Below are 25,465 nucleotides of genomic sequence, written 5' to 3'. Positions count from 1 at the left end.
CCCGGCTCACGGCGGCACGGCCCGCAGGGCCCGCAGCACCGCCCACACCACCGAGACCAGCGGAACCGCGACGATCGCGCCGATCACCCCCGCCACGATGCTGCCCGCGATCACGGACACGGCGACGACCAGCGGGTGCAGCCGTACCGCCCAGCTCATCACCACGGGGTGCAGCACATGCCCCTCCAGCTGCCCGATCACCACGATCAGCGCCAGCACCGCCAGGGCGGTGAGCGGCCCCCGGCCGGCCAGCGCGACCACCGTGGCGACCGCGAGCGCCACCGGCGAGCCCACCAGCGGCACGAACGCGGCGAAGAACTCCAGCAGGGTCAGCGGCAGCGCCAGCGGCACCCGCAGCGCCAGCAGCGCCACGCCCACCAGGACGGCGTTGGTGGCGGCCACGATGATGATGCCGCGCGTGTACCCGGCGAAGGTCCGCCAGGCCGCCCGCCCCGCCCGGTCCCAGGCCGGACGCGCCCCGGCCGGCAGCAGCTCCTCGCGCGCCCATCCCCACAGCCGCTCCCCGGAGTGGATGAAGAACACCGAGGCGAACAGCGCCAGCGCCCCGCCCGTCACCAGCTCCACCACCCGGCCGAGCCCGCTGACGGCGCTGCTGAGCAGGCTGGATCGGTGCGCGGCGAGGTAGTCGGTCACCTGGCGTTCGAGTGCGGAGAGCCGGCCGGGGCTGAGCCGGAAGGGCGGCCGCTGCAACCACTCCTCGATCCGGTGCACACCACCGCGGAACTCCCCAGCCAGCCTGGGCGATTCGCCCGCCACCGCGTTGCCCACCAGCGCGAGCAGCGTGAGGAGCAGCAGCAGGCTGCCCACCAGCGCGACGGCGACGGCCGGCGGTCGCGGCAGGACCCGGTTCAGCAGGTCGGTGAGCGGGCGCAGCACCGAGGTGATGACCAGCGCCAGGAACAGGGCGACGGCGATCAGCTGGAAGCTGCCGAGGATGCTGAAGACGCCGTAGACGACGATGCCGACGAGGATGAGCCGCCAGGCGTAGGACGCGACGACGCGCAGCCAGGGCACGGTGCGTTCGGCCGTCGGCTCCGGGGGCTCCGGGGGCGCGGGACGCGGGGCGGCGGCGGGCCGCACGGAGTACGCGGGCCGGCTGCCGAGCACCGCCCGCCCCGCCCGGCGCCCGCCTCCCTCCGGCCCGGCCGGCCGCCGGCGCGCTCCGCCCACCATCGCTCCCGTCCGACGCTCCTGGAAGCACCGTAGGCACAGCCCCGGCCGCCCGGCCCGTCCAGCGCCCGCGCCCGGGTCACGCTCCGTCCCCGCGCCGCCGTGACGCGCGGCGGTCAGGAGATGTGCGGGGGGCCCGGTGATGTGACAGTGGACGTGGGCCACGCGGCCCTGGTGCGGGTGGTGGTCACAGGACCTTCACAACCCTTCCGGGTGGGTCGGCCCGCGCCGGGGCACTCGCGGGGTGTCGTCGGCCAGGAGGGAGTACCTCCATTGATCACCGTCGCGGTTCTGCTGCTCCCCGTTCTCAGCCTGCTGCTGTTCGGTCTCGACCAGGTCGAGGACCGATGGGTGACCCGCCCCTCCAAACCCCGTGCCGCGCGCGTGCGCAGGCACCGCCGGATCAGGCCGGGGCGTCACTGACCGGCTCCGGGGCCTTGCCGGGCGCCCCGCACGCGCGGTAGCGGGCGATGGCGGCGGCGAGTTCGACGCGTACCGCCTCGGGGAGGGTGCCGCCCTGGGCGTAGTCGAGGATGTGCGCGGCGACCGTGCGCATCTTGGTGTTGGTGCGCTGGGAGACGTCCCGCAGCGCCCGCCACGCCTCCTCCGGCGCCAGCCGGCCGAGGACGACGACGGCTCCGATGGCCTGGTCGATCACCGCGTGCGAGGTGACCGCCTGCTCCAGCTGCCGGTTCCGCTCCAGCAACCGGTCGTACGCCGTGACCAGATCGGTGGTGGAGAGCAGGGCCAGGGGCTGCTGCCGGGAGAGAGCGAAGAAGGCCATCGAGCACCTTTTCCGGGCGGGGCGGGGGCGTTCGCTGCTACGCCTGCCCCCAGTGGGCGCGTGCACTCGGATTGAATCAGCAACCCCGCGCGAGGTCACGCGTGCGACGACCGGCGTCGTGCGCGTCGCCCTGCTCAGCGGCCCGGCTCCGCGCCCTCGCTCGCCCGCTCCACCGGCAGCAGCTCCCGGATGTCCGCCGGCAGCGCGCCCGCCATCCGCTCGGTCAGTTCCGGGGCCAGCGCGGCGTCCAGGACCTCCAGTACGGCGGCGGCGTCCCGCAGCGCGGTGTCCTCGTCGGTGCCCGCCCGGTCGGCGATGCGACCGGCGAAGACGGTCAGCCCGAACCGCTCGCCCGACGTGCCCGAGCCGTGCGCGCCGGACACCGCACCGGCGTTGGCGGCCTGCCGCATCGCGTCGGCCATGTCGGGCGGCAACTGGGCGGCCACATGCCGGGCCAGCCCGGACGGCAGCCGTTCCGACAGCGTCGCCACGACCGCGTGCGCGGCCCGCTCGGCCGAGCCCCGGTCGGGCAGCTGGGCGAGCGCCTGCACCTTTCCGATCATCTCGTCGTGCCGCATGAGCCGCTCCCCTTCCCCGCGAAACCTCGTCGGAATGCGCATGCCGGTGCCGAGTACCCCCGTCACGGCGGATGCCGACGCGCGCGGCACCGGCCGTCCCGGTAGCGTCGGGGGACCACCTCGGGGGTAGACGCCGTCGGCAGGACCTGACGACGGCGGAACGACGTGCGAGGTGTGCATGGCGGGAGTGTGGCCGGCGGCCCCGTTGTGGGACATACACAACGGCCAGGGGCCCAGACAACTGGCCGAGCTGGGGCTCGCGCTGCTGCTGTCGAGCCTGATCGGCTGGGAGCGCGCGGCCCAGCAGAAGAGCGCGGGCCTGCGCACCCACACGCTGGTCGGCATCGCGAGCGCCCTGATGATGGAGGTCTCCCAGCACGGCTTCACGGCGGTGCTCGGCCTTGAGCACGTCTCCTTCGACCCCTCCCGGGTCGCGGCCCAGATCGTCTCCGGAGCACCGGGCTCGGCTTCCGCATCGTGCAGGTCAGGGTCGGACGGCTGCCGGGCCGCACGGACGACGCCGCCCGCGTCCTGCTCGAACTGGAGGGCGCCGCGGACCCGGCCCGGCTGACGGCGGAACTGTTCCAGGACGAGGGCGTGCTCGACATCGAGCTGATCCCGGCCGCGGACGAGGAGTGAGGAGCGGGGAAGGGGACTTCACGGCTCCACTCCGCTTCACTCCGCCGTCTGCTGGGTCCACGTCCACGCGTACTGGAGCCAGTCCGCCACGGTCAGCGCGCCGAAGCCGCCGCAGACCAGCCGGGTGAGCCGGGGCGCGGCCGTGTAGGAGCACACCAGCGCGCCGGCGGTCCAGGCGGAGGCGCAGAACGGGCAGGACAGCAGGTCGCCGACGGCCCGCCGCGGCCCGCGGCCGCGCGGCTCGTCGACGACCTCGTTCGCCTCGCCCTCGCCCGTCCGCCGGGTGAACGGCGCCCGCACGAAACTGGTGACCTTGTCCCTGGTCAGCAGCCGGGACGCCTTGTAGGCCGCGGTGCCGAGCAGGACGACGTCCCACGGCGGCACCCGCTCGGGCAGCCGTACCCCCCGGCGCCGGGCCACCAGCGCGAAGGCGCCGGTGCCCGCCGCGAAGGCGCAGGCGAGGGCGGCGTAGCCGGCGAGCGGCACCTCGCCCCGGTCGTCGTAACGCGCGGTGTCGTCGTCGCGTGCGGCGTCCGTCGTCATGGGACCTCCAGCCGGTCGGTTCCGCCGAGGGCACGCACCGGGTTCCCGGCGGGTGCGGGGCGACACGGGGCGGATCCGGGCGCGCCGGTCCCGCACACCCCGGCGCCCCGTCCGCGCGGTCCGGATGGCGGAAGCGCACCGGCCGACGGGGGCGAAACGCCGTGCCGGTCCTTCGCGGGGCGGGGCGCGGGGGCGAGCATGCCGCGTCATGGACATCCTGCTCGTGGCCAGCGCGTTCAACAGTCTCTCCCAGCGTGTGTACGCCGAACTGTCCGACCGCGGACACCGCGTGGACGTCGTCCTGGCCTCCCACGGCGACGGCCCGGTGCGGGCCGCCGTACGGGAGTCGTGCCCGGACCTCGTCATCGCCCCGATGCTCACGACCGCCCTGCCGGAGGAGGTGTGGCGGGAGCACACCTGTCTGATCGTGCATCCCGGACCGCCCGGCGACCGGGGCCCCTCCGCCCTGGACTGGGCCATCGCGGAACAGGCCCCCGAGTGGGGCGTGACCGTGCTCCAGGCCGAGGCGGGCATGGACGCGGGCCCCGTCTGGGCGGCCGAGCCGTTCCGGGTGGCGTCCGTCGGCAAGAGCGACCTGTACCGCAACGAGGTCTCCGACGCCGCCGTCACCGCCGTGCTCACGGCCGTGCGCCGCCACGCGGAGGGCGCGTACAAGCCCCGCCCGCAGAGCGACCCCTCGATCGCCGTCGTCTGGCGGGACCCCTTCCGCCAGGAGCGGCGGCGCATCGGCTGGGAGCACGACGACACCGCCACGGTGCTGCGCAAGCTGCGCGGCGCCGACTCGCGGCCCGGCGTCCGCGACGAACTCCTCGGCCGGGAACTGTTCCTGCACGGCGGCCACCCCGAGGACGAACTGCGCGGCCGGCCCGGCGAACTGCTGGCCCAGCGGGCCGGAGCGGTCTGCCGGGCCACCCGGGACGGCGCCGTCTGGATCCCGGAACTGCGCCCGCGCAAGAACTCCGGCGACCCGGCGCCCTTCCGCCGCCCGGCCGCCGCGGTCCTCGCCGCCCTCGATCCCTCGCTCCGGCTCCCGGAAGTCGCCGCCCCGCTGGAGCTGCCCCCGCGGCGGCACACCTACGCCGACATCCGCTACCGCCAGCGCGGGGACGTCGGCCTGCTGAGCTTCTCCTTCCCGGGCGGCGCGATGAGCACCGACCAGTGCCGCCGCCTGCTGGCCGCCTACGAGCACGCGCTCACCCACCCCACCCGGGTCCTGGTGCTCGGCGGGGCGCGGGACTTCTTCTCCAACGGCATCCACCTGAACGTCATCGAGGCGGCCCCGGATCCGGCCCAGGAGTCCTGGGACAACCTCGACGCCATGGACGACCTGGTGGAGGCGGTGCTGTGCACCACCGACCGGCTGGTGGTGGCCGCGCTCGCCGGCAACGCGGCCGCGGGCGGCGCCATGCTCGCCCTCGCCGCCGACCAGGTCTGGTGCCGCACCGGCGCGGTCCTCAACCCGCACTACCGGCGCATGGGCCTGTACGGCTCCGAGTTCTGGACGTACTCCCTGCCGCGCCGCGTCGGCCCCGGCCAGGCCCGTCGGCTGACCGAGCAGGCGCTGCCGGTGAGCGCGGCGACCGCCGCACGGCTCGGGCTGGCGGACCGGCTCGTACCGGCCGCGCCGGGGGAGTTCGCCGCAGAGACGGAGCGGCTCGCGGCCGCCCTCGCCGCCGCCCCCGGCCTGGACCGCCGGATCGCCGAGAAGGCGGCCGCCCGCGCCGCCGACGAACGGCAGCGGCCGCTCGCGGAGTACCGGCGGTCCGAACTGGCCCGCATGCACGCCCTGTTCTTCGACCCGGCAGCCCCGTACCACGCCCTGCGCGCGGCCTTCGTCCGCAAGACGCCGTCGGGCTCCCCCCGGCCGCTGGCCGCGCCGTCCGACCCCACCGGTCGGACCGGTCCCGCCGGAACCCCCCGATGACCGCCCGCCTCCTCGTCGCCGGCGTCGGCAACATCTTCCTCGCCGACGACGCCTTCGGGCCCGAGGTGATCCGCGCCCTCGACCGGCGCCCCCTCCCGCCGGAGGTCCAGGTGAGGGACTACGGCATCCGCGGCCTGGACCTCGCCTACGACCTGCTCGGCGGGTGCGAGACCGCCGTTCTCGTGGACGCGGCGCGGGGCGGGCACCGGCCCGGCACGCTGTCGCTGATCGAGGCCGAACCCCCCGACGGCACCGTCCCGCCGGAGGCGCACGGCATGGATCCGGCGAAGGTGCTGGCCCTGGCCGCGCACCTGGGCGAGGAGCCGCTGCCCCGGGTGCTGGTGCTGGCCTGCGAGCCGGAGGTGCTGCCGCCCGCCGACGAGGACATCCTGCCGGGGCTCGGCGCCGCCGTGCGCGCCGCCGTCGAGCCCGCCGTCACCGCGCTGCACGCGCTCGTCCCGCTGCTGCTGGCCGATCCGCGCGCACCGGCCGCCGCGTTGGGCCGCTCGATGGAATCCGGTCCGGCCCACTCGGCTGCGCTGCCCGCCGGGGCGGCCGCGACGGCCGAAGATCGGTGACACCCGGGCCGCGCGGGACGCGGCCCGGGGCCCAGCCGCCGACCCGAGGAGCAGCGCCCATGTGCCGGTCCGACGTCCGACAGGCCGTCCTGGCGAAGAACGACGGCCTCGCCGCGAGCCTGCGCGAGGAACTGGCGGCGCGGGGGGTGGCCGTGGTCAACCTGCTGTCCAGCCCGGGGAGCGGCAAGACCGAACTCCTCGGCCGGATGCTCGCCGACGCGGTGGCGCGGGGCGTGCCCGTGGCCGCGCTGACCGCCGACCTGGCCACCGAGAACGACGCCATCCGGCTCGCCCGCTCCGGCGCCCCCGTCCAGCAGGTCCTCACCGACGGGCTCTGCCATCTGGAGGCCCGCCAGGTACGTGAACGGCTCGCGGGCTGGCTGCCCGAGGACACCTCCGTGCTCTTCGTGGAGAACGTCGGCAACCTGGTCTGCCCGGCCGCCTACGACCTCGGCGAGAGCCTCCGGATCGTGCTGATGGCGGTCACCGAGGGCGAGGACAAGCCCCTGAAGTACCCGACGGCGTTCGGCTCCGCCCATCTCGTCGTCATCACCAAGGTTGACCTCGCCGAGGCCGCCGGCTTCGACGAGACCGCGTTCCGCGCCAACGTGCGGCGGGTCAACCCGGGCGTGGAGGTCGTACGGTCCTGCGCCCGCACCGGCGACGGCGTCGGCATCGTGCTCGACCGCGCCCTCGCCGCCCGCGACGGCGCCCCCGCGCACCGGCCGCCGCTCGCCCCGCATCCGCACGGACACCACCACCACGACGAGTCCGCGCCCGTCGCATGACCGCTCCCGCGACCGGCCCGGTCCGCCGCCGGCTCACCGTGCACGGCACCGTCCAGGGGGTCGGCTTCCGGCCGTACGTGCACCGCCTGGCCGCGCAGTCGGGCCTGGCCGGGTTCGTCGGCAACACCGGCGACGGCGTGCTCATCGAGGTCGAGGGACCGGCGGAGGAGGTGGACCGGTTCTGCGACCTGCTGGCCCACCGCCCCCCGCCGCTGGCCGCGGTGACCCGCGTCGCCCACGAGGACCTGCCCGCCACGGGCACCGGCGGCCCCTTCGCGATCCGCTCCACCGAGCGGGCCGGCGGCCGCACCCAGCTCCCGCCCGACACCGCCACCTGCGCCGACTGCCTGCGCGAACTCGCCGACCCGGACGACCGCAGGCACCGGCACCCGTTCCTCACCTGCACCCACTGCGGCCCCCGCTTCACCATCGCCACCGGCATGCCCTACGACCGGGTGGCGACCACCATGGCCGGCTTCCCGATGTGCCCCGACTGCGCTCGGGAGTACGGCGATCCGGCCGACCGGCGCTTCCACGCCCAGCCCGTCGCCTGCCCCGGCTGCGGCCCCCGCCTCACCCTGTCGGGCCCCGGCGTGCGCCCGGCGCGCGACGCGGACGCCCTCGCGGCGGCCCGGGCACTGCTCGCCGCCGGGCGGATCGTCGCCGTCAAGGGACTCGGCGGCTACCACCTGGCCTGCGACGCCACCGATCCGGGAGCCGTCGCCACGCTGCGCGACCGCAAGGAGCGCGGCGGCAAGGCGTTCGCGGTGATGTGCGCCGATCTCGCGGTCGTCGAGAGCCTCGCGGTCCTCACCGACGCCGAGCGCGCCGCCCTGACCGGACCCCGCCGCCCCATCGTGCTGGTGCGCCGCCGCGCCACCTCCGCCGACGGTCCCCGGCCGGCCGACCAGGTCTGTCCCGGCAGCCCGCACCTCGGGGTCATGCTGCCCTACACCCCCGTGCACACCCTGCTGTTCGGGCTGCCCGGCGATCCGCCCGGCCCCCGGGCGCTGGTCATGACCAGCGGCAACCGCTCCGGCGAGCCCATCGTCACCGACGACGCCGAGGCCCTGACCCGGCTGGCCGGGCTCGCCGACGCCTGGCTCGCCCACGACCGGCCCATCGCGGTGCCCTGCGACGACTCGCTGCTGCGGGTGCGCCCCGACGGCAGCGAGCAGGTGCTGCGCCGCTCGCGCGGCTACGTGCCCCGCCCCCTGCGCCTGCCGGTCGCGGTGCGGTCCGCGCTCGCGGTCGGCGGCGACCTGAAGAACGCGCCCTGCCTCGGCGAGGGCGACCTCGCCTGGTTCGGCCCGCACATCGGCGACATGGGCGACCTGGCCACCCTGGACGCGGCCGGGCGGGCCGCGGACCACCTGAGCCGGCTGACCAACGTCACCCCCCGGCTCGTCGCCGCGGACCGCCACCCCGGTTACCACTCCGGCGGCTGGGCCCGCCGGCGCGCGGGCACCCGGCTCCCGCTGCGGCTCGTCCAGCACCACCACGCCCACATCGCCTCCGCCATGGCCGAACACGGCCTCGACGGCACCACCCCGGTCATCGGCGTCGCCTTCGACGGCACCGGATACGGCGACGACGGCACGGTGTGGGGCGGCGAGATCCTGCTGGCCGACTACACCGGCTACCGCCGCTTCGCCCACCTCACCCCCGCCCCGCTGCCCGGCGGCGACGCGGGCGTGGCCAACCCCTGCCGGCTGGCCCTGGCCCGGCTGTGGGCCGCGGGTCTGCCCTGGACGGCGGACCTGCCCAGCGTCACCGCCTGCACCCAGCCCGAACTCGACCTGCTGAAACGGCAGTTGGATCGGCAGGTGGCCTGCGTGCCCACCTCCAGCATGGGGCGGCTCTTCGACGCCGTGGCCTCGCTCACCGGCGTCTGCCACCGCGCCGGATACGAGGCACAGGCCGCGCTGGAGCTGGAGGCCGCGGCGCTGGAGGCACGGGACGCGGACGCGGTGGCGTACCCCTTCGGGCTCGCCGGGGGCGCCACCCTCGCCTGCGATCCCGCGCCGATGCTGCGGGCGCTGCTCGCCGACCGGCGCCGCCGCACCCCGGCCCCGGTGCTCGCGGCCCGCTTCCACCGGGGCGTGGCCCGTGCCGTCACCGAGATCTGCCGCCGGGCCCGCGGCGCGACCGGCCTGGGCACGGTCGCCCTCACCGGCGGGGTGTTCGCCAACGCCCTGCTGGAGGAGAGCTGCTCCGCGCTGCTGTGGGCCGACGGCTTCACGGTCCTGCGGCACGGCGAAGTCCCCCCGAACGACGGGGGGTTGGCGCTCGGCCAGCTCATGGTCGCGGCCACCGCACCCCACCACGAGACGGAGTGAGACATGTGTCTGGCAGTGCCCGGCAAGGTCGTGTCCATCGACCACCAGGCCGACCCCCTCACCGGCCTGATCGACTTCGGCGGCGTCCGAAAACAGGCATGCCTGGAGTACCTGCCCGATGTGCGGGTCGGCGAGTACGTGATCGTGCACGTCGGCTTCGCACTCCAGCGCCTGGACGAGGAGTCGGCCCGCGCCTCCCTGGAGCTGTTCGACCAACTCGGACTGCTGGAAGAGGAGTTCGGCGACGCGTGGGAACAGGCGGCCCGCCAGGAGAAAGAGAGTGAGGTCCGGTGAAGTACATCGAGGAGTTCAACGACCCCGAGCGGGCGCGCCGGCTGCTGGACGAGATCCGCGCCACGGTCACCCGCCCCTGGGCCCTGATGGAGGTCTGCGGCGGCCAGACCCACTCCATCATCCGGCACGGCATCGACCAACTCCTCCCCGAGGAGGTCGAGTTGATCCACGGACCCGGCTGCCCGGTGTGCGTCACCCCGCTGGAGGTCATCGACAAGGCCCTGGAGATCGCCGCCCGCCCCGAGGTGATCTTCTGCTCCTTCGGGGACATGCTGCGGGTGCCCGGCACCGACCGGGACCTGTTCCGCGTCAAGGGCGAGGGCGGTGACGTCCGCGTGGTGTACTCGCCGCTGGACGCGCTCGACCTCGCCCGCAGGAACCCCGACCGGCAGGTGGTGTTCTTCGCCATCGGCTTCGAGACCACCGCCCCCGCCAACGCCATGGCCGTCCACCAGGCCCGACGCCAGGGCATCGGCAACTTCAGCCTGCTGGTCTCCCACGTCCGGGTCCCCCCGGCCATCGAGGCGATCATGACCGCCCCCCGCTGCCGGGTGCAGGGCTTCCTCGCCGCCGGACACGTGTGCAGCGTGATGGGCACCGCCGAGTACCCGGACCTCGCCGAGAAGCACCGCGTCCCCGTCGTCGTCACCGGCTTCGAACCCCTCGACATCCTGGAGGGCATCCGGCGCGCCGTCCATCAGCTGGAGCGCGGCGAGCACCGGGTGGAGAACGCCTACCCGCGGGCCGTGCGCGAGCAGGGCAACCCGGCCGCCCTCGGCATGATCGAGGAGGTCTTCGAGGTCGCCGACCGCAACTGGCGCGGCATCGGCCGCATCCCGGCCAGCGGCTGGCGGCTGACCGACGCCTTCCGTCTCTACGACGCCGAGCACCGCTTCGACGTCTCGGGCATCCGCACCGAGGAGCCCGCCGTGTGCCGGGCCGGCGAGGTCCTCCAGGGACTGATCAAGCCGACCGAGTGCGAGGCGTTCGGCACGGCCTGCACCCCGCGCACCCCGCTCGGCGCCACCATGGTCTCCAACGAGGGCGCCTGCGCCGCCTACTACCTCTACCGCCGCCTGAACGCCCCGGCACCGCAGGGATCGCGCGTCCCGCGGGAGGAGATGAACCCCGTTGGCTGACCTCGCCACCCCCGGCACCGCCGTCGACCCGGCGAACTGGACCTGCCCCGCCCCGCTGCGCGACCAGCCGGTCGTCGTCATGGGCCACGGCGGCGGCGGTGCCCTCTCCGCCGAGCTGATCGAGCAGGTCTTCGCCCCGGCCTACGGCAACCCCACCCTCGCCGCCCTCACCGACTCCGCCGTCCTCGACCTCGGCGGCGCCCGGCTCGCCTTCTCCACCGACTCCTACGTCGTACGGCCGCTGTTCTTCCCCGGCGGCAGCCTCGGCGACCTCGCCGTCAACGGCACCGTCAACGACCTCGCGATGAGCGGTGCCCGGCCCGCCTACCTCTCCACCGCCTTCGTCCTGGAGGAGGGTGTGGAACTGGCCGTGGTCGAGCGGATCGCCCACGCCATCGGCGCCGCCGCGCGGGCCGCGGACGTCATCGTGGCCACCGGCGACACCAAGGTGGTCGAGTCCGGGCACGGCGACGGCGTCTACGTCACCACGGCGGGCGTCGGGCTGGTCCCCGACGGCGTCGACATCCGTCCCCAGCGCGCCCGGCCCGGCGACGCGGTCATCGTCAGCGGCCCGATCGGGCAGCACGGCGTGGCCGTCATGAGCGTGCGCGAGGGCCTGGAGTTCGGCGTCGAGATCACCTCCGACACCGCCCCGCTGGCCGGTCTGGTCGCGGCCATGCTGGACGTCACCCCGGACATCCACGCGCTGCGCGACCCCACCCGGGGCGGGCTCGGCGCCTCCCTGAACGAGATCGCCCGCGCCTCCGGCACCGGGGTACGGCTGCGCGAGCGGGCCCTCCCGGTCCCCGACGAGGTCGCGAACGCCTGCGGTTTCCTGGGCCTCGACCCGCTGTACGTCGCCAACGAGGGCAGGCTCGTCGCCTTCGTGCCCCCGCGGCACGCCGAGGCGGTGCTCGCCGCGATGCGCGCCCACCCGCACGGCGGCGGCGCGGCGCTGATCGGGGAGTGCGTGGCGGACCACCCGGGCATGGTCGTCGTCGCCACCGGCCTCGGCGGCACCCGGGTCGTGGACCTGCCGCTGGGCGAGCAGCTGCCCCGCATCTGCTGACCCGGCCGCGGCAAGATCCTCGCCGGCCCCCGCCCGCCACGGCGGGGGCCGGCACCGTCATGCCTCGACGCCCGTGATCTCCAGCTCCCGGCCGCTGCGCAGCTCCTGGGAGGGACGGTCGCAGCGCGGGCACCAGAAGAACGGCGGCATGCCCACCGCGAACTCCTCGGCGCACCCGCCGCACCAGGCCAGCGCGGGCACCGGCTCCACCACGAGCCGGGCACCCGCGAGCGCCGTACCGTCGCGCGCCACCTCGAAGGCGAAGTCCAGCGCCCCCGGCACCACCCCGGACAGCTCGCCGACCCGGACGGTCACCGCGGACACCCGGTCCGTGCCGTCCGCGCGGGCGATCTCCTCGGCCTGCTCCACGATTGCCGTTGCGATCGACAGTTCGTGCACGGCCGCCTCAGGGGTAGCGACGGTTCGCGCCCGGACCGCCGGTCATCCGGAAGATCCGCAACTCCCGCATGATGCCCGGGAGTTCCTTGACGACGAGCACGGTGATCGCGCCGCCGAGCAGCGCGGCCTGGAGCAGCAGCAACTGCCGTCCGGACATCCTCGCTCGCGCGCGCTTTCTGCCTCTGCAATCGCTCATGGCGGTCCCTTTCCGTCCTCTCATCCGGGCGAGATGTTCGGCATGCTCTCGCCCAGGGCGTCATGCCGCTTCCAGTGGATACCGGTGGAACGGCGCGCGTCGGAGCTGCCGTCCCGGTGGTGTCCGGGCTGCTCCTGGTACGGGCCCTTGTTGCCCTGGTGCAGCCCGGGTACATGACTCGGTGTGTCGGGCTTCGCCTGGGGGCGGCCCACTCGGATGGTGCCCATGTCCGCTCTCCTTCCCGGTCCTACGACCGTTCGGTGAGGTCCCTGAAGAACCGTTCTACGGCCGGCCAGACCCGCCCGCCACCGGAGAGGCCCCGCCACTCGCGGCGGACCAGCGCCGTCATCCGGAAACAGTCGTCGACCGGCACGACCCAGTGCTCCGAAAGGCCCCGCACGGTGTTCACCAGCAGCGCCTCCACATCCGGGGCCATGGACGCCAGCAGCGGAACCCCGGCGGCCAGCCGCCGCCAGGCCGCCGCGTCCACCTCCCAGCGCATCGCCCCGGCCGGGCTCGGGCCCTGCGCGGTGACCGTGCCGTCGGAGCGCGGCACGAAGAACACCAGCCCGACCGGGACCCCCAGCACCGCCGTGTCGACCGGTGGGAGCCGCACCCGGCGCCGGGGCACCAGCCGGTAGCGGCCCTCGCCCGCCGAGCCGTCCGCGAACAGCACCGAGCAGGGGCCGCACACACAGCGCACCTCGGCGGCCCCGGTGTCGTACAGATGCGGGTGCTCGTCCGCGACCCGGGCCGCGCACAGCTCGCAGGTCTCCGCCCCGGCCGCGGCCGCGCGGTCGGCGGCGGAGCGGATGACCCGGGCGAGCGCTCCGTCCGCGCTCACCCCGCCTCCTGCGGCACGGGCCGGCGCCTGACCGTGTCCAGCGGCACGAAAGCGGGGGCCGGCCCGCGCTCCTCGCCGCCCGGCACGATCTCCACGTCGGTCAGCTCGGGTGCGACGGCCAGCACCGCGTCCCGGACCGCCGCGGCGATGTCCGCGGAGCCGCCCCCGCAGCCGCCGCCGCAGCCGCCCCCCGAGCCGCCGGAGTCGAGACGCACCCGCGCGACCTCGCCCTCGACCCCGGCCCACTCCAGGTCGCCGCCGCGCTCGCGCACCGCGGGCCGCAGCAGCTCCACCGCGCGGGCGGCCCGGTCGGCCAGGGGCAGCGGGTGGATCCCGTGCAGCACCATGAGATGCCCGACCAGCTCGTCACCGGCCAGCCGCGCCCCCAGCCGCTCGTCCGCGCCGTCCAGGACCCGGGCGAGGCCCTCGCCGTAGACCTCGGTCAGCAGCCGCACCGCCTCCAGGGCCGGGCCGGGTGTGCTCTCCAGGCCGGCCAGCACCTCGTCCAGCCGCGCGAGCCGGGCCTCCACCGCCGGATCCGAAAGGCGCCCGGCCGGATCAGCCATGGCCGGCCCCGTACGTCGGCGAGTGCACGGTGGTCAGGGTCTTGCCCTTGCCCATGTACATGTGCACCCCGCACGGCAGGCAGGGGTCGAAGCTGCGCACCGTGCGCATGATGTCGACGCCCTTGAAGTCGTCGGGGCCGTTCTCCTCGAAGACCGGCTGGCCCTGCACCGCGTCCTCGTACGGGCCCGGCGTGCCGTAGATGTCGCGGGGGCTGGCGTTCCACGGGGTCGGCGGGTACGGGTGGTAGTTGGCGATCTTCTTGTCGCGGATCACCAGGTGGTGGGAGAGGACCCCGCGCACCGCCTCGTGGAAGCCGCAGCCGATCGACTCGTCGGGCACCTCGAAGTTCTCGAAGACCTTGGTGTCGCCGCTGCGCAGCATTCCCATGGCCTCCTCCAGGAACTGGAGGGCCATCGCGGCGGCGTAGGCGATGAAGTACGGCCGGGCGCGGTCGCGTTCGAGGGTGTTGCTCCACTTCGGGATGCGCCACTCCAGGGTGGTCTCCGGCAGCTTCTCGCCCTTGGGCAGGGTGATCCGGATGCTGCCCCCGGTGGCCTTGACGTACGGCGTGTCGACCAGGCCGCTCAGCGCGGTCGACCACAGCCGGGCGAGCGGGCCGCCGCCGGTGTCCAGGGCGAGGTGTTCGCCGGTGTCCGGGTGGTACCAGCGCGGGCTCATCACCCAGCTGTAGTTGCCCTCGAAGTCCCGCTTCTGCGGTACCGGCACCGTGGTCTGGTTCCACGGGTGGCGCATGTCGACGGGGTTGCCCAGCGGGTCGTGGGTGACGAACGGCTCCTCGTTCACCCAGTCCTCGTAGTAGGAGCTGCCCAGCATGACGCGCAGCCCGAGGTTGATGTCGATCAGGTTGTTGGTGACCAGTTTGCCGTCCACGATGACGCCCGGGGTGACGTACATCGCCCGGCCCCACTCGTTCATCGTGGCGTAGCGGTAGTCGACCACGTCCGGGTTCTGGAAGGCGCCCCAACAGCCCAGCAGGACACGGCGTTTGCCGACCTCCTCGTAGCCGGGCAGCGCCTCGTAGAAGAAGTCGAAGACGTCGTCGTTCATCGCCACCGCCTTCTTGACGAAGTCGATGACGCGCATGAGCCGGCTGAGGTAGTCCGTGAAGACGCTCGGCTGCGGCATCGTGCCGACGCCGCCCGGGTAGAGCGTGGAGGGGTGCACATGGCGCCCCTCCATCAGGCAGAACATCTCCCGGGTGATCCGGCTGACCTTCAGCGCCTCCTTGTAGACCTCGCCCTCGAAGGGGTTGAAGGCCTTCATGATCTCGGCGATGGTGCGGTAGCCGTGCACGTCCCCGCGGGGCGCGTCGGTGCGCTCGGCGCGGGCCAGCACCCCGGGGTTGGTGGCCTTGACCATCGCCTCGCAGAAGTCCACGAAGACCAGGTTGTCCTGGAAGATCGTGTGGTCGAAGATGTACTCCGCCGCCTCGCCCAGGTTGGTGATGTGCTCGGCCAGCTTCGGCGGTTTGACGCCGTAGGCCATCTGCTGGGCGTAGTTGGAGCAGGTGGTGTGGTTGTCGCCGCAGATGCCGCAGATCCGTGAGGTGATGAACCCGGCGTCGCGCGGGTCCTTGCCCTTCATGAACACCGAGTAGCCGCGGAACAGCGACGAGGTGCTGTGGCACTCCACGACCTCACGGTTGGCGAAGTCGATCTTCGTGTAGATACCCAGGTTGCCGATGATCCGGGTGATCGGGTCCCAGGACATGTCCACGAGCTGGGCGGGTTTGCGTCCTGACGCCCGCGAGTCGGTGGTGGTCATCTGCGGTGATTTCCCTCGCTGTTCGGGTCGGGTGGAGCGGATGGGGGAGTGCGGGAGTACGGCGTCACGCGCGCCAGTGCGGGTCGTAACCGCTGGTCAGTTTCTGCTTGTTGTGCCGCCAGCGGGGCTCGTGGTTCACCATGTCGTTGGTCAGCCCGCGCAGCCGGCGGATGACCGCCCCGTACGGCTTGATCGCCAGCGACGACAGCGTGCCGCCCGGGGGCTCGTCCATGAACGGCATGAAGGCGTCGGGGAAGCTGGGCATGGTGCAGCCGATGCAGATGCCGCCGACGTTCGGGCAGCCGCCGATGCCGGCCATCCAGCCCCGCTTCGGCACGTTGCAGTTGACGACCGGGCCCCAGCAGCCGACCTTCACCTGGCACTTGGGGGAGTTGTAGTCCTTGGCGAAGTCGGCCTGCTCGTAGTACGCGGCCCGGTCGCAGCCCTCGTGCACGGTCTTCCCGAACAGCCACTGGGGACGCAGCATGTGGTCCAGCGGCGGCGGCGGCGCGTTCCCGGCGGCGTGCTGGAGCACCCACACCAGGGTCTCCATGAAGTTCTCCGGCTGGATGGGACAGCCGGGCACGTTGACCACCGGCAGCCCGGAGCGGGCCTTGAACTCCCAGCCCAGGTAGTCCGCGAGGCCCATGCAGCCGGTCGGGTTGCCGGCCATGGCGTGGATGCCGCCGAACGTGGCGCAGGTGCCGGCCGCGACCACCGCCCAGGCCTTGGGCGCGAGTTGGTCGATCCACCAGTTCAGGGTGTGCGGCTGGCCGGTCGCCGGGTCGTTGCCGAACGACGTCCAGTAGCCGTCGCCCTCGATGATGTTCTGGTTCGGGATCGAGCCCTCGATGACCAGGATGAACGGCTCCAGTTCGCCGCGGGCCGCCTTGCGGTAGGGCGCCAGGAAGTCCTCGCCGCCCAGGCTCGGGGAGAGGACCTTGTTGACGAGGTTCACCTTCGGCAGGCCCGGGATGAGGCCGAGCACCACGTCCTCGATGGACGGCTGTCCGGCGGCGGTCAGCGAGACGGTGTCGCCGTCGCAGCTCATGCCCTCGGAGATCCACAGGATGGTGATCTCCTCGAAGCCCTCGCGGGCGCCGGCGTGGGCCTCGGTGGTACCGCTCTGTGTGGTCATCTCTGCGGCCTCCGTCGCAGTCGGTCGTGGTCCCGGCCGGGGGCGGCCGGGGTGCCCGTGGTTGCGAGGGGTTCGACCTCGTCGGGCCGGAAGTAGTGGAATCGGCCGTACCAGTCGTGCAGTTCGGCGGCGGGATCGTCGTCCACGGTCACGGCCAGCCGGGTGCCGCCGTCCACGTCGTGGAAGATCCCGGAGACGGTGGCGGACCGGCCGGCCAGGAACATGTCCTGGGCGTCGGCACCGCGCGGGCGCGGCCGCAGCCGCACCGCACTGCCGGCGCCGACGGGCACTCCGGCCACGAGCACGGTGTCGGTCGCCGGCGCGGACCCCTCGCCGCCGCCCTCCCGCCACCAGGCGGGACGCCGGGGCACCGGGCCGCCCGGGGACGGAGCCGGAGCCGGGGCGGGGGCCTTGGCGGCGGTCGGGGCGGACGGGTTCGGTGCCGGTGCCGGGGAGCCCGTCGGGTGCGCGGGAGTCAGCGAGCGGATCGCGCCGTGCAGGCGTTCGAAGACCTCGCGGGGCATGGTGTCGACCCGGTCGAGGATCCGCGCGGCCCGTGGGTCGGTGGCCCGTGCCTCCGCCTTCTCCTCGTCGGTCAGCAGCATGGTGCGCAGCGTCAGGATCTCGTCGATCTCCGCCGCGTCGTGCAGATCGCCCGGACTCTCCGGGGCCACCTGCGGATGGTCCGGGAGGATGATCGGCGCGGACAGCAGCACCGGGCCGCTCTCGCCGTCACCGCCGGCCGGCTCGGGGAGCTCGCCGCCGAGGACGGGGAAGGTGAACGCGTTCTGGCAACCGCGCGCCTGCGCGGCCAGTGCCGCGGGCGGATCGATCAGCGAGGCGAACTCCAGCCCCTCGCCGCCGATGACCGTGTGCGTGGCGATCAGCGCGTCCCGCAGGGCCTCGTTCCGGCAGGCCCCCGGGTCGGCCGGCTCGCCCGTGTTCTCGGTGCGCACCCGCAGCCGGTACAGCCCCGGCGCGAGCGGCTCGGCGGCGACCGTGGTCGCGGCCCGCAGCTCCCGGTGCCGCCGTACGATCCGTCCGGCCTCCGCGGGCAGCGGCTCGTACTCGGTTCCGGCGGGCGCGCCGACGTCGAGGGTACGAGCGCCGTCCACCAGTTCGGCGAGCGGCACCGTCACCTCGGTCTCGCGCGCGATCGCCTCGTCGAAGGACAGGTGCGTGGCGCCGTCGTGCGTGCGCAGGGACTCCACCGGGGTTCCGTCCGCGGCCTCCACCTGCTTGTGCAGCATCTGGAGGTACCGCACCCGCAGCCGCAGGACCGCGTCGTCCCGCAGGACGCGCACCAGGCACTCGGTCCGCTGGTACCAGGAGTCCGCGGAGCCGGAGACGCCGGGCGTCACCGGACCGTAGCGCTCCACCCACTCACGGGGCAGCAGCACCCCGAACTGCCAGCGGACGCGGTTCTTGGCGGAGGACCGGCGGTACGGGTAGAGCAGATAGCCCTCGTACAGCACGGCGTCCGCGACGGCGCCCAGCCGCTCGAAGGCCCCGACGTGCCCCGCGTCGGCATCGTCCGTGCGCAGCGGCCCGCTCGCGCCGACCTCGTCCGGCATCCCGCCTCCTCGTCACTGGCCATCCGGGGATTCCTCCCACCACGGTCACACCGCTCCCCGCTCCCCGCCCCTCCGACGCACCCGCATTGGGCCGGTCAGGCGATACGGGCCGGCCGGAACGGGGTCCGGCGGGCGCGGGGTCCGGCGGGTGACGGGTCCCGGCGGCCCGGACCGGCGGGTGAAGGGGGCATGCAGCGGGGCCAAGTTCCCTTGATGAGGCCGCAGTTGAGGTCTCCGAAGGGTGAGAGGACCGTTAGAATCGGTGTCCGCTCATATGTGGGATTGTCGGATGCGGGGGGAGTCGTCATGTCCGGAGGTTTCGGGGGCCCTGAAGGCCCCGGCAGACCCGGCGAATTCGGAGGACCCGGAGGACCCGGAGGACCGGGTCAATTCGGGGGATCCGGGGAGTCCGGGGGGCCTGGACAGTTCGGGGGATCCGGGGAATCCGGGGGGCCTGGGCAGTTCGGTGGGCCGGGGGAACCCGGGGGACCCGGGCAGTTCGGGGGACCGGGCGGGCCCGGGGGGCCGTGGCCGTACGGTCCGGGTCAGGGATTCGGTGTGCCGCCCATGCCCGCGAGTCCGCCGCCCGCGCCCCCGGACGCCGGGCGGGCCGTCGCCGTCGCCCTGCTCAACCTCAGCGGACTCGGCCTCGGCTACGCGCTCCTGCGCCGCCGGCTCCTCACGGTCGCCTGCTGGGTGGCGACCGCGATCCTGCTGGTCATCGTCCTGCCCGCGGACGCCGACGGCGCTCCGGGCGCCCTGCTGGCCGGCTACGCCGCCCTCCTGCTGCTGGCGGCCGCCCACGGCGCCCGCACCGCACTGCACACCCGCCTCGTCTGGCCCGGCCGCACGCCCCTCGCGCTGCTGCTGGGCCTGGTCCTGCTCGCCGTACCGGCCGGCGGCGCGCTCTGGTACCAGGACGCGCGCGACGAGGCCGTCCAGCAGGCCCTCCTGGACCGCCTGACGAGCGCCGACCACCTGGTGACGGCGGACGCGGGCAAGTCCTTCGGCACCGCCGAGCCGGACTACCGTCGGGTCCTCGGGGTCTACCGCGACCTCGTCGTCCACCACCCCGGCTCCCGCGCCGCCCGCAAGGTCCCCGCCAGCCTGCGCACCTACTACACCAAGGTCGCCGCCCCTTACGACAGCCGGGACTACTGCACCGCCGTGGCCCCGCTGACCTATCTGCGCACGGTGCCCGGTGACCTGCCCGGGGCCACCGTCGGCACGCTGGCCGACTGGCCCGACGACCGGCTCGCGACCTCGCTGTACGAGTGCGGCTCACAGGGCCTGACCTCGGGCGACGAGGGCTGGGTCAGCCGCTTCGGCGACCTGATGAAAACCTTCCCGCACTCCCCGCAGACGACCAAGGTGGTCCCCGCCGTCGACGCGGCCGTGCGGAAGGCGCAGAAGGACGTCGGCGGCTCCGGGGCCTGCGCGGCGGTCGAGGAGCTGCGGCAGCTCGACACCAGGATCGGCGACCTGAAGAAGTCCGCGGGCGACATCGACGGCGGGCTCGCGTCCGCCGCGTCCCGGGCCGGGCGGAGCGGCGACGACGGCGCGTACGACTGCGGCCTCCAGGAGTACAAGAGCGGCGACTTCGCCGGCGCCCAGCAGACCATGGACACGTTCGTCGCCGGGCACCCGCACCACAAGAACCGGGCGCGCGCCCAGAAGATCGCCATCGCCGCCGAGGTCGCCCAGACCATCCCCGCGGCCGGCAAGAAACTGCCCACCACCGCCTCCGGCGGCAGCATCTCCGTCACGGTGAAGAACGACAGCCCGGACGAGGTCACCGTCCTGTACACCGGCCCGGTCACCGGCAGCTTCACCCTGAAGGGCTGCGGTAGCTGCCGGTCGTACCTGCTCGCCGACACGCTGATGTCCACCTTCAAGCCCTGCCATGGCGGCAAGGACTATCCGCAGCGCACCCTCCGGCTCCCCGTCGGCACCACGTACTTCGTGCACAAGTCGGACGGCGGCCGGGCGACGACCGCGGGCTCCGACACCGCCAAGCTGCGCCCGGGGTACATCTACACCGAGTGCGCGTACACGACGCAGAGCTTCGGCTCGGGGACCTGACCGGCGTCGCCGCCGGTCAGGCCGAGCGGAGGTGTCAGTCCTCGCGGCTGCCCCGGCGGCGCACCGCCACCAGCACGCCCGTGCCGGCGAGCACGGCCGCGCCCGCGGCGCCCGCGAGGGGCAGCGCCGGTCCCGCGCCGGTGCTCGCGAGGCTTCCGCCGGTGGTGCCGGATCCGCCGGTGGAGAGGTCGCCGGTGGTGCCGGAGGTGGTGCCGGTGCCGGTCGTGGTGCCGGTGGTGCCGCCCGTCGTGGTGGAACCGCCGGTCGTGCCCTTGCCGGTGCCGCCCGTGGACGTCGAGTCGGTGCCGCCGGTCGAGTCGCCGCCGTCCTTCGAGCCGCCGTCTCCGGTCGAGCCGCCGCCCGTGGTGCCGGTGCCGTCGGTGACGTCGAGCGTGATACGGGCGGTGTCGTTCGCCTTGTCGTGGTCGAACGGCCGGGGATCCGAGCCGAGTTCCACATAGCCCCGGGCGCCGGGCACCGCCTTGTCTATCCTCACCTTGAAGGTGTACGTCTTCGCGCCGTGCTCGTTCACCCAGGGCGCGCCGGTGCCGCACGCGTACGACTCGGCCCCGGTGTTCGTGCACAGGGCGTCGGGCGTGGCCGCCGAGGTGCCCTCGGGCAGTGTGACCAGGACGTGGGCCGCGCGCTGACCCGGCTGCGGCAGCACCCAGGCGGGCCCGGCGTTGGCGAACTTCACCCGCAGCGTGACCGTGTCCCCGGTCCTTCCCCGCAACTGGGCGCCGCTCACCTGGAAGTCGGCCGTGTTGTCGGCGGTCACCGCGATGTCCGCGCTCCCCGTGGCGCCGGCCGGCGCGGGCTCGTCGGGCCGCTCGGCCAGCTTCAGCACGGCGGCCGTGCCGCGCACCGGGGCGGAGGCGCCGTCGGCCGGGGCCGGGGCCGAGGAATCGACCGTCACCTCGATCCGGTCGTACAGGGCGCGGTCCAGGGCCTTCAGGGTCAGCGGCCGCTCCGGGGCGTAGACGGCACCCGGCCGCACCGGCTGGTCGAACTCGCACACCACCTGCGTGCGGGCCGGCTCCTCGTCGGTCGAACCGACCGTGGAACGCAGGCAGTTGGACGGGACCTTGGTCTGGTTCAGCCCGCGGGTGACGGAGTACGACAGCCAGACCTTGTCGAGCGCCGCGGTGCCCGTGTTGGTGAAGGTGGGCGACAGTTGCAGCTCGCTGCCCGGCTTCACCTGGTCGAACGGCGCGATGGTGCCCAGCGCCAGGCCGGTGGCGGGGTCGTCGGCGGCTGCGGCCGGCGCGGCGCACAGCGCGATCAGGGCAACGGCGCCGAACGCGCCCGCGGTCTGGCGCACGGTACGGGGGCCGGGAGGGCTGAAGGGCATGGAATCCTCTGACTGGAGCGACGGTGGCGGACGAACTGCCGGGAAGAGAACGTGAGTTCCCCACTCCGTGAGACGTTCGTACCATCGGAACGGTTGTACGAGAGATCGCTCCGGATCCGCCGCGCACCCGCACCCCGCCCTTGTCCGCGCCCTCCCGGGAGTCTCAGCCGGCCGGGTTGTCCGTGCGCAGGCGCACCTGCTCCTCCAGGCGGCGCAGGCTGCCCTCCAGGGCCTCTTCGGCCGCGCGTTCGCCCGGGTCGTGGCGGTCGTCGAAGAAGGACAGGTGGACGGTCACCTCGCTGGCGCCGCTGCCGATGCCCGCCACCTGGAGCCAGCCCGCGTACTCGCCCTGCTCGCGGGTGCCCCACTCCAGGCGCATCTGGTCGGGCCGGGCCCGCAACAGGGCGGGGGTGTCCTGGTCGGAACCGGCCTCGTGCACGGTGACGGCGGGCGGCTCCTCGGGGGCCACGTGCAGGGCGTTGGGGAGCCAGGTGTCCAGTTGGGTGACGTTGGCCGCCTGGTCGAAGACCTGCTCGGGCTGGGCGGGCATCGTGCGGGAACGCTCGTACTCGGACATGATCGCGTCGCCCCTCCGGTCGGGATTCGTACCCCCGCCGCGTGCCCGTTTGGCGGCGGACGAAAAGCGCCCCGTCCCGTCCCGCCCGAGCGTCAGGCCACGGCCGTTCGGGCGGTGTGCTCCACCAGGGAGACCCCGTCGTCCATGGAGGCGCTGCCGTCGGAGAGGACGGCGACGAGGCAGCGGTGCCCGCCGAGGGTGACCTCGCCGATGCTGTTGACGTCCCACAGACCCGTGGTGCTGCGCTGGAGCCAGCCGTTCTTCAGCTCGGTGCCGGCGGCGTTCACCGCGGAGACGCCCCAGGACTGCTCGGGGAGCACCTCGCTCATCAAGGTGCGGACGTAGGCGCGGGACCCGGAGGTGAGGGGGGACGCGGCGCTGTCGTCGAAGACCGCGCGCAGCAGCCGTATCTGATCGCTCGCGGTCGTCCTGGTCAGCCCCCACCTGCCGTCCGGGCCGCCCGTGGTCGAGGTCAGCCCGAGGCGCTTGTTGGCCGCGGCGAGACCGGGGGCCCGGCCGATCTCCTTCCACAGGGCGTCCGCCGAGGCGTTGTCGCTGCGCCGGATCATCGGTTCGGCGTGGCCGCGCTCCTCGTCGGTCAGGCCGCGGTGCTCGTCCTGGGCCTTGAGCAGCAGCGCGGCGAGGATGTCGACCTTGACGATGCTCGCGGTGTCGTAGGCGCGGTCCTCGCCCTGGACGACGGGGGCGGTGCCGCCCGCGTCGAGGTCGAGGACGGCCACGGTGGCGTGCGGATCGGGAGCCGGGGCGGGGGCCTTCGGAGCCGGGGCCTTCGAGGCCGGGGCCTTCGAGGTGGAGGGCTTCGGGGCCGAGGGCTTCGGGGTGGGCGTGGCGGCGGACGCCGCCGGTATGCCGGCGGCGAGCAGGGCGGTCACCGACGCCAGAAGGACGCCGGCCGTGCGGCGCGGGTACGAGGACATGACTACCGAACGTAGACAAAACCCGCCCCGAGCGAAGTGGCTGCCGTCACTTCGACCCCCGTTTCGCCCGAATTGTGAGAAGAGCCACCGAGGGGCCGTCGAGGGGCTGCGGAGGGAGGCCATGCGGTGCACGGCCGTCGCCGCGGCGGCGTGTATCCGCGGCCCGGCCCCGGCCCTCGCATATCGTCGGCCGGACACCGACATCCGGAGTGACCATGGAAAAAACGGATGAACTGGTTGCCGCGGGGGAGAGCGTGGCGGTCGCCCCCGCCCCTCCGTATCCGCCCGTGCGCCGCGCCCGGCCCTGGCCGCTCGGCGCGGCCGCCCTGCTCGCGGCGGGCGCGGGCGCCGTACTCCTCCTCGGCGGCACGCGGTGGCTGGACCAGCCCGCCGTGGGCGCCTGGCGCACCGTCTGTCTGGCCATCACCGTCCAGGCGCTCCCGTTCCTCGTGCTCGGCACCGTGCTGTCCGGCGCGATCAACGCCTTCGTGCCCGCCGACCTGTTCGCCCGGGTGCTGCCGAAGCGGGCCGCGCTCGCCGTGCCGGTCGCGGGCGTCGCCGGAGCGGTGCTGCCGGGCTGCGAGTGCGCCTCCGTCCCGGTCGCCGGCAGCCTGATCCGCCGGGGCGTCACCCCGGCCGCCGCCTTCGCCTTTCTGCTGTCCGCGCCCGCCATCAACCCGGTGGTGCTCACCGCCACCGCCGTCGCCTTCCCGGGCGACCCCGCGATGGTCGCCGCCCGCCTGCTCGCCTCCCTCGGCACGGCGGCGGTGATGGGCTGGCTGTGGCTCTGGCGGGGCGACGAGAAGTGGCTGCGCCCCGCCCTGCGCGGCCGGTCCACCGGACACGCGCCCGGCCACAGCCGCTGGCAGGAGTTCCGGGCCGGCTTCCAGCACGACTTCCTCCAGGCCGGCGGCTTCCTGGTGCTCGGGGCCATGGCCGCCGCGACCTTCAACGCCGTCGTGCCGCGCGCCGTCCTCGACGTCTTCTCCGGCACGCCCTGGCTCTCGGTGTTCTTCCTGGCCGGCCTCGCGGTCCTGCTGGCGGTCTGCTCGGAGGCCGACGCGTTCGTCGCCGCCTCGCTGACCGGGTTCTCGCCGACCGCCCGGCTCGCGTTCATGGTGGTCGGGCCCATGGTCGACCTGAAGCTGATCGCCCTCCAGGCGGGCACGTTCGGCCGCGCCTTCGCCTGGCGGTTCTGCGCGGCGACCACGGTCGTGGCCGTCGCCGCCAGTGCCCTGGTCGGAGGGGTCCTGCTGTGAGACGCCTCCTACCGAGCCTGCTGCTGAAGCTGACCGGCCTCGGCCTGCTGCACATCACCCTGTTCACCGACACGTACCTGCGCTACGTCAAGCCCGGACTGCGCCCCGTCCTCATCGCCTCCGGCGTCGCCCTCCTCCTGCTGGGGATCACGGCGGCCTTCTCCCGGACCGGGAGCAAGGGACACGCGCACGACGGCCACGACAGCCGCGACGGGCACGCGCACGGGGGCCAGGAAGGGCACGCGCACGACGGCCACGACCACTCCCGCACCCCGGGGATCGCCTGGCTGCTCCTCCTCCCCGCGCTGAGCCTCCTGTTCTTCGCCCCGCCGGCCCTCGGCGCCTACACCGCCGCCCGCGCCGGCACCGGACCGCTCGCCACGCAGAAGAAGACCTTCGGTCCCCTGCCCGCCACCTCCCCGCTGCCGCTGACCCTCACGGACTTCACCCGGCGCGTCCAGCAGGACCGCAGCCGCGCCATCCAGGGCCGCACCGTCCGCCTGACCGGCTTCGTCACGCCGGACGCGGCGGGCGACGGCTGGTACCTGACCCGCATCGTCTTCACCTGCTGCGCCGCCGACTCGCAGACCGTCAAGGTGCGCGTCCGCGGCTCCGAGGCACCCCCCGCCGACACCTGGCTCGCGGTCACGGGCACCTGGCACCCGGCCGGCACCCTCGGCACGAGATCAGCGCCGGCCGCGCTCGACGCCCAGCGGACCACACCGATCGCCCGGCCGGTCAACGCCTACACCGACGACCTCCCGCTCACCCCGGGCTAGGGGGTGTCCGGCGGATCTTGGTGGAGGGAAGTCACGGCACGGTTTTGACCCAGGTGAGCGGGGTCTGGTGCGTCGAGATGCAAGGCGGA

General features: G+C 74.3%; 27 protein-coding genes. 12 read left to right on the top strand and 15 right to left on the bottom strand.

The window, feature by feature from the left end; genetic code table 11:
* Window positions 1-6: 6 nt before the first annotated feature.
* Entirely contained in the window at window positions 7-1,194 is a 1,188-nt protein-coding gene (locus AB0927_RS38560; protein ID WP_366672523.1) for an AI-2E family transporter, read from the bottom strand.
* A 270-nt stretch (window positions 1,195-1,464) separates the two neighbouring features.
* On the opposite strand from AB0927_RS38560, the gene AB0927_RS38555 reads away from it, so the two are divergent.
* Window positions 1,465-1,614 (top strand): hypothetical protein, encoded by a 150-nt coding sequence (locus AB0927_RS38555; protein ID WP_366672522.1) that lies wholly within the window; start codon window positions 1,465-1,467, stop codon window positions 1,612-1,614.
* On the opposite strand, the gene AB0927_RS38550 is transcribed toward AB0927_RS38555, so the two are convergent.
* Both AB0927_RS38550 and AB0927_RS38545 read right to left on the bottom strand, forming a co-directional pair.
* Window positions 1,595-1,975 carry an ANTAR domain-containing protein gene (locus AB0927_RS38550; RefSeq protein ID WP_366672521.1) on the bottom strand — a complete coding sequence of 127 codons (381 nt, stop codon included), beginning with the start codon at window positions 1,973-1,975 and terminating at the stop codon, window positions 1,595-1,597. The two genes, AB0927_RS38555 and AB0927_RS38550, sit on opposite strands and share 20 nt — an antisense overlap.
* A 134-nt stretch (window positions 1,976-2,109) precedes the next feature.
* A complete protein-coding gene (locus AB0927_RS38545) occupies window positions 2,110-2,553 on the bottom strand; it encodes a DUF2267 domain-containing protein (protein ID WP_366672520.1) in 444 nt (147 codons plus the stop codon).
* 178 nt (window positions 2,554-2,731) lie between these two features.
* Here AB0927_RS38545 and AB0927_RS38540 point away from each other — a divergent pair, with 178 nt between their 5' ends.
* The gene (locus AB0927_RS38540; protein WP_366672519.1) at window positions 2,732-3,124 is read left to right on the top strand and encodes an MgtC/SapB family protein; all 393 of its coding nucleotides are present in this window, start codon (window positions 2,732-2,734) and stop codon (window positions 3,122-3,124) included.
* 104 nt (window positions 3,125-3,228) lie between these two features.
* Here AB0927_RS38540 and AB0927_RS38535 read toward each other — a convergent pair whose 3' ends face one another.
* Complete coding sequence (locus tag AB0927_RS38535) at window positions 3,229-3,735, bottom strand: DUF1360 domain-containing protein (RefSeq protein ID WP_366672518.1); 507 nt, start codon at window positions 3,733-3,735, stop codon at window positions 3,229-3,231.
* 208 nt (window positions 3,736-3,943) lie between these two features.
* Here AB0927_RS38535 and AB0927_RS38530 point away from each other — a divergent pair, with 208 nt between their 5' ends.
* From AB0927_RS38530 to hypE, 7 genes are read left to right on the top strand one after another with little or no spacing between them, the layout of a single operon-like run.
* Window positions 3,944-5,680 (top strand): hydrogenase maturation protein, encoded by a 1,737-nt coding sequence (locus tag AB0927_RS38530; protein ID WP_366672517.1) that lies wholly within the window; start codon window positions 3,944-3,946, stop codon window positions 5,678-5,680.
* Window positions 5,677-6,258 (top strand): hydrogenase maturation protease, encoded by a 582-nt coding sequence (locus tag AB0927_RS38525; RefSeq protein ID WP_366672516.1) that lies wholly within the window; start codon window positions 5,677-5,679, stop codon window positions 6,256-6,258. The genes AB0927_RS38530 and AB0927_RS38525 overlap by 4 nt, the downstream gene beginning before the upstream one ends.
* A gap of 59 nt (window positions 6,259-6,317) precedes the next feature.
* Window positions 6,318-7,046, top strand: a complete 729-nt coding sequence (gene hypB, locus AB0927_RS38520; RefSeq protein WP_366672515.1) for a hydrogenase nickel incorporation protein HypB — start codon at window positions 6,318-6,320, stop codon at window positions 7,044-7,046.
* Window positions 7,043-9,385, top strand: coding sequence for a carbamoyltransferase HypF (gene hypF / locus AB0927_RS38515; protein WP_366672514.1), 2,343 nt, complete (start codon window positions 7,043-7,045; stop codon window positions 9,383-9,385). The genes hypB and hypF overlap by 4 nt, the downstream gene beginning before the upstream one ends.
* 3 nt (window positions 9,386-9,388) lie before the next feature.
* Window positions 9,389-9,679 (top strand): HypC/HybG/HupF family hydrogenase formation chaperone, encoded by a 291-nt coding sequence (locus tag AB0927_RS38510; protein ID WP_285561997.1) that lies wholly within the window; start codon window positions 9,389-9,391, stop codon window positions 9,677-9,679.
* Entirely contained in the window at window positions 9,676-10,818 is a 1,143-nt protein-coding gene (gene hypD / locus AB0927_RS38505) for a hydrogenase formation protein HypD (RefSeq protein WP_366672513.1), read from the top strand. Before AB0927_RS38510 ends, hypD begins: the two co-directional genes overlap by 4 nt.
* Entirely contained in the window at window positions 10,811-11,887 is a 1,077-nt protein-coding gene (gene hypE / locus AB0927_RS38500; protein WP_366672512.1) for a hydrogenase expression/formation protein HypE, read from the top strand. Before hypD ends, hypE begins: the two co-directional genes overlap by 8 nt.
* A gap of 57 nt (window positions 11,888-11,944) precedes the next feature.
* On the opposite strand, the gene hypA is transcribed toward hypE, so the two are convergent.
* The 8 genes from hypA to AB0927_RS38460 all read right to left on the bottom strand — a co-directional run bounded on the left by hypA (window position 11,945) and on the right by AB0927_RS38460 (window position 18,390).
* Entirely contained in the window at window positions 11,945-12,286 is a 342-nt protein-coding gene (gene hypA / locus AB0927_RS38495) for a hydrogenase maturation nickel metallochaperone HypA (RefSeq protein WP_366672510.1), read from the bottom strand.
* A gap of 7 nt (window positions 12,287-12,293) precedes the next feature.
* Window positions 12,294-12,443, bottom strand: a complete 150-nt coding sequence (locus tag AB0927_RS38490; RefSeq protein WP_366672509.1) for a hypothetical protein — start codon at window positions 12,441-12,443, stop codon at window positions 12,294-12,296.
* 59 nt (window positions 12,444-12,502) lie between these two features.
* On the bottom strand, window positions 12,503-12,709 hold the full coding sequence (locus AB0927_RS38485; protein ID WP_366672507.1) for a hypothetical protein: 207 nt from the start codon (window positions 12,707-12,709) through the stop codon (window positions 12,503-12,505).
* Window positions 12,710-12,729: 20 nt separating this feature from the next.
* Entirely contained in the window at window positions 12,730-13,326 is a 597-nt protein-coding gene (locus AB0927_RS38480) for a DUF5947 family protein (protein WP_366672506.1), read from the bottom strand.
* Window positions 13,323-13,892, bottom strand: a complete 570-nt coding sequence (locus AB0927_RS38475) for a NifU family protein (protein ID WP_366672505.1) — start codon at window positions 13,890-13,892, stop codon at window positions 13,323-13,325. Before AB0927_RS38475 ends, AB0927_RS38480 begins: the two co-directional genes overlap by 4 nt.
* A complete protein-coding gene (locus AB0927_RS38470) occupies window positions 13,885-15,678 on the bottom strand; it encodes a nickel-dependent hydrogenase large subunit (protein ID WP_366672504.1) in 1,794 nt (597 codons plus the stop codon). Before AB0927_RS38470 ends, AB0927_RS38475 begins: the two co-directional genes overlap by 8 nt.
* Window positions 15,679-15,742: 64 nt before the next feature.
* Complete coding sequence (locus AB0927_RS38465) at window positions 15,743-16,816, bottom strand: hydrogenase expression protein HypE (RefSeq protein ID WP_366672503.1); 1,074 nt, start codon at window positions 16,814-16,816, stop codon at window positions 15,743-15,745.
* Window positions 16,813-18,390, bottom strand: coding sequence for a hypothetical protein (locus tag AB0927_RS38460; protein WP_366672502.1), 1,578 nt, complete (start codon window positions 18,388-18,390; stop codon window positions 16,813-16,815). The genes AB0927_RS38465 and AB0927_RS38460 overlap by 4 nt, the downstream gene beginning before the upstream one ends.
* A gap of 567 nt (window positions 18,391-18,957) precedes the next feature.
* On the opposite strand from AB0927_RS38460, the gene AB0927_RS38455 reads away from it, so the two are divergent.
* On the top strand, window positions 18,958-20,472 hold the full coding sequence (locus AB0927_RS38455) for a hypothetical protein (RefSeq protein ID WP_366672501.1): 1,515 nt from the start codon (window positions 18,958-18,960) through the stop codon (window positions 20,470-20,472).
* A 34-nt stretch (window positions 20,473-20,506) separates the two neighbouring features.
* Here AB0927_RS38455 and AB0927_RS38450 read toward each other — a convergent pair whose 3' ends face one another.
* The 3 genes from AB0927_RS38450 to AB0927_RS38440 all read right to left on the bottom strand — a co-directional run bounded on the left by AB0927_RS38450 (window position 20,507) and on the right by AB0927_RS38440 (window position 23,338).
* Window positions 20,507-21,823 carry a hypothetical protein gene (locus AB0927_RS38450; protein WP_366672499.1) on the bottom strand — a complete coding sequence of 439 codons (1,317 nt, stop codon included), beginning with the start codon at window positions 21,821-21,823 and terminating at the stop codon, window positions 20,507-20,509.
* 163 nt (window positions 21,824-21,986) lie between these two features.
* Complete coding sequence (locus tag AB0927_RS38445) at window positions 21,987-22,400, bottom strand: SRPBCC family protein (RefSeq protein ID WP_366672498.1); 414 nt, start codon at window positions 22,398-22,400, stop codon at window positions 21,987-21,989.
* Between the two features lie 92 nt (window positions 22,401-22,492).
* A complete protein-coding gene (locus AB0927_RS38440) occupies window positions 22,493-23,338 on the bottom strand; it encodes a serine hydrolase (protein ID WP_366672497.1) in 846 nt (281 codons plus the stop codon).
* Between the two features lie 215 nt (window positions 23,339-23,553).
* Between AB0927_RS38440 and AB0927_RS38435 the strand changes: the two genes are divergently transcribed.
* Together AB0927_RS38435 and AB0927_RS38430 are read left to right on the top strand one after the other, a co-directional pair.
* The gene (locus AB0927_RS38435; RefSeq protein ID WP_366672496.1) at window positions 23,554-24,597 is read left to right on the top strand and encodes a permease; all 1,044 of its coding nucleotides are present in this window, start codon (window positions 23,554-23,556) and stop codon (window positions 24,595-24,597) included.
* Entirely contained in the window at window positions 24,594-25,376 is a 783-nt protein-coding gene (locus AB0927_RS38430) for a TIGR03943 family protein (protein WP_366672495.1), read from the top strand. The genes AB0927_RS38435 and AB0927_RS38430 overlap by 4 nt, the downstream gene beginning before the upstream one ends.
* Window positions 25,377-25,465: the final 89 nt, after the last annotated feature.

Source organism: Streptomyces sp. NPDC048106 (genome assembly GCF_040706415.1).
In the GTDB taxonomy this organism is placed as follows: Bacteria; Actinomycetota; Actinomycetes; order Streptomycetales; family Streptomycetaceae; genus Streptomyces.
This window is presented reverse-complemented; position numbering and strand designations above follow the sequence as displayed.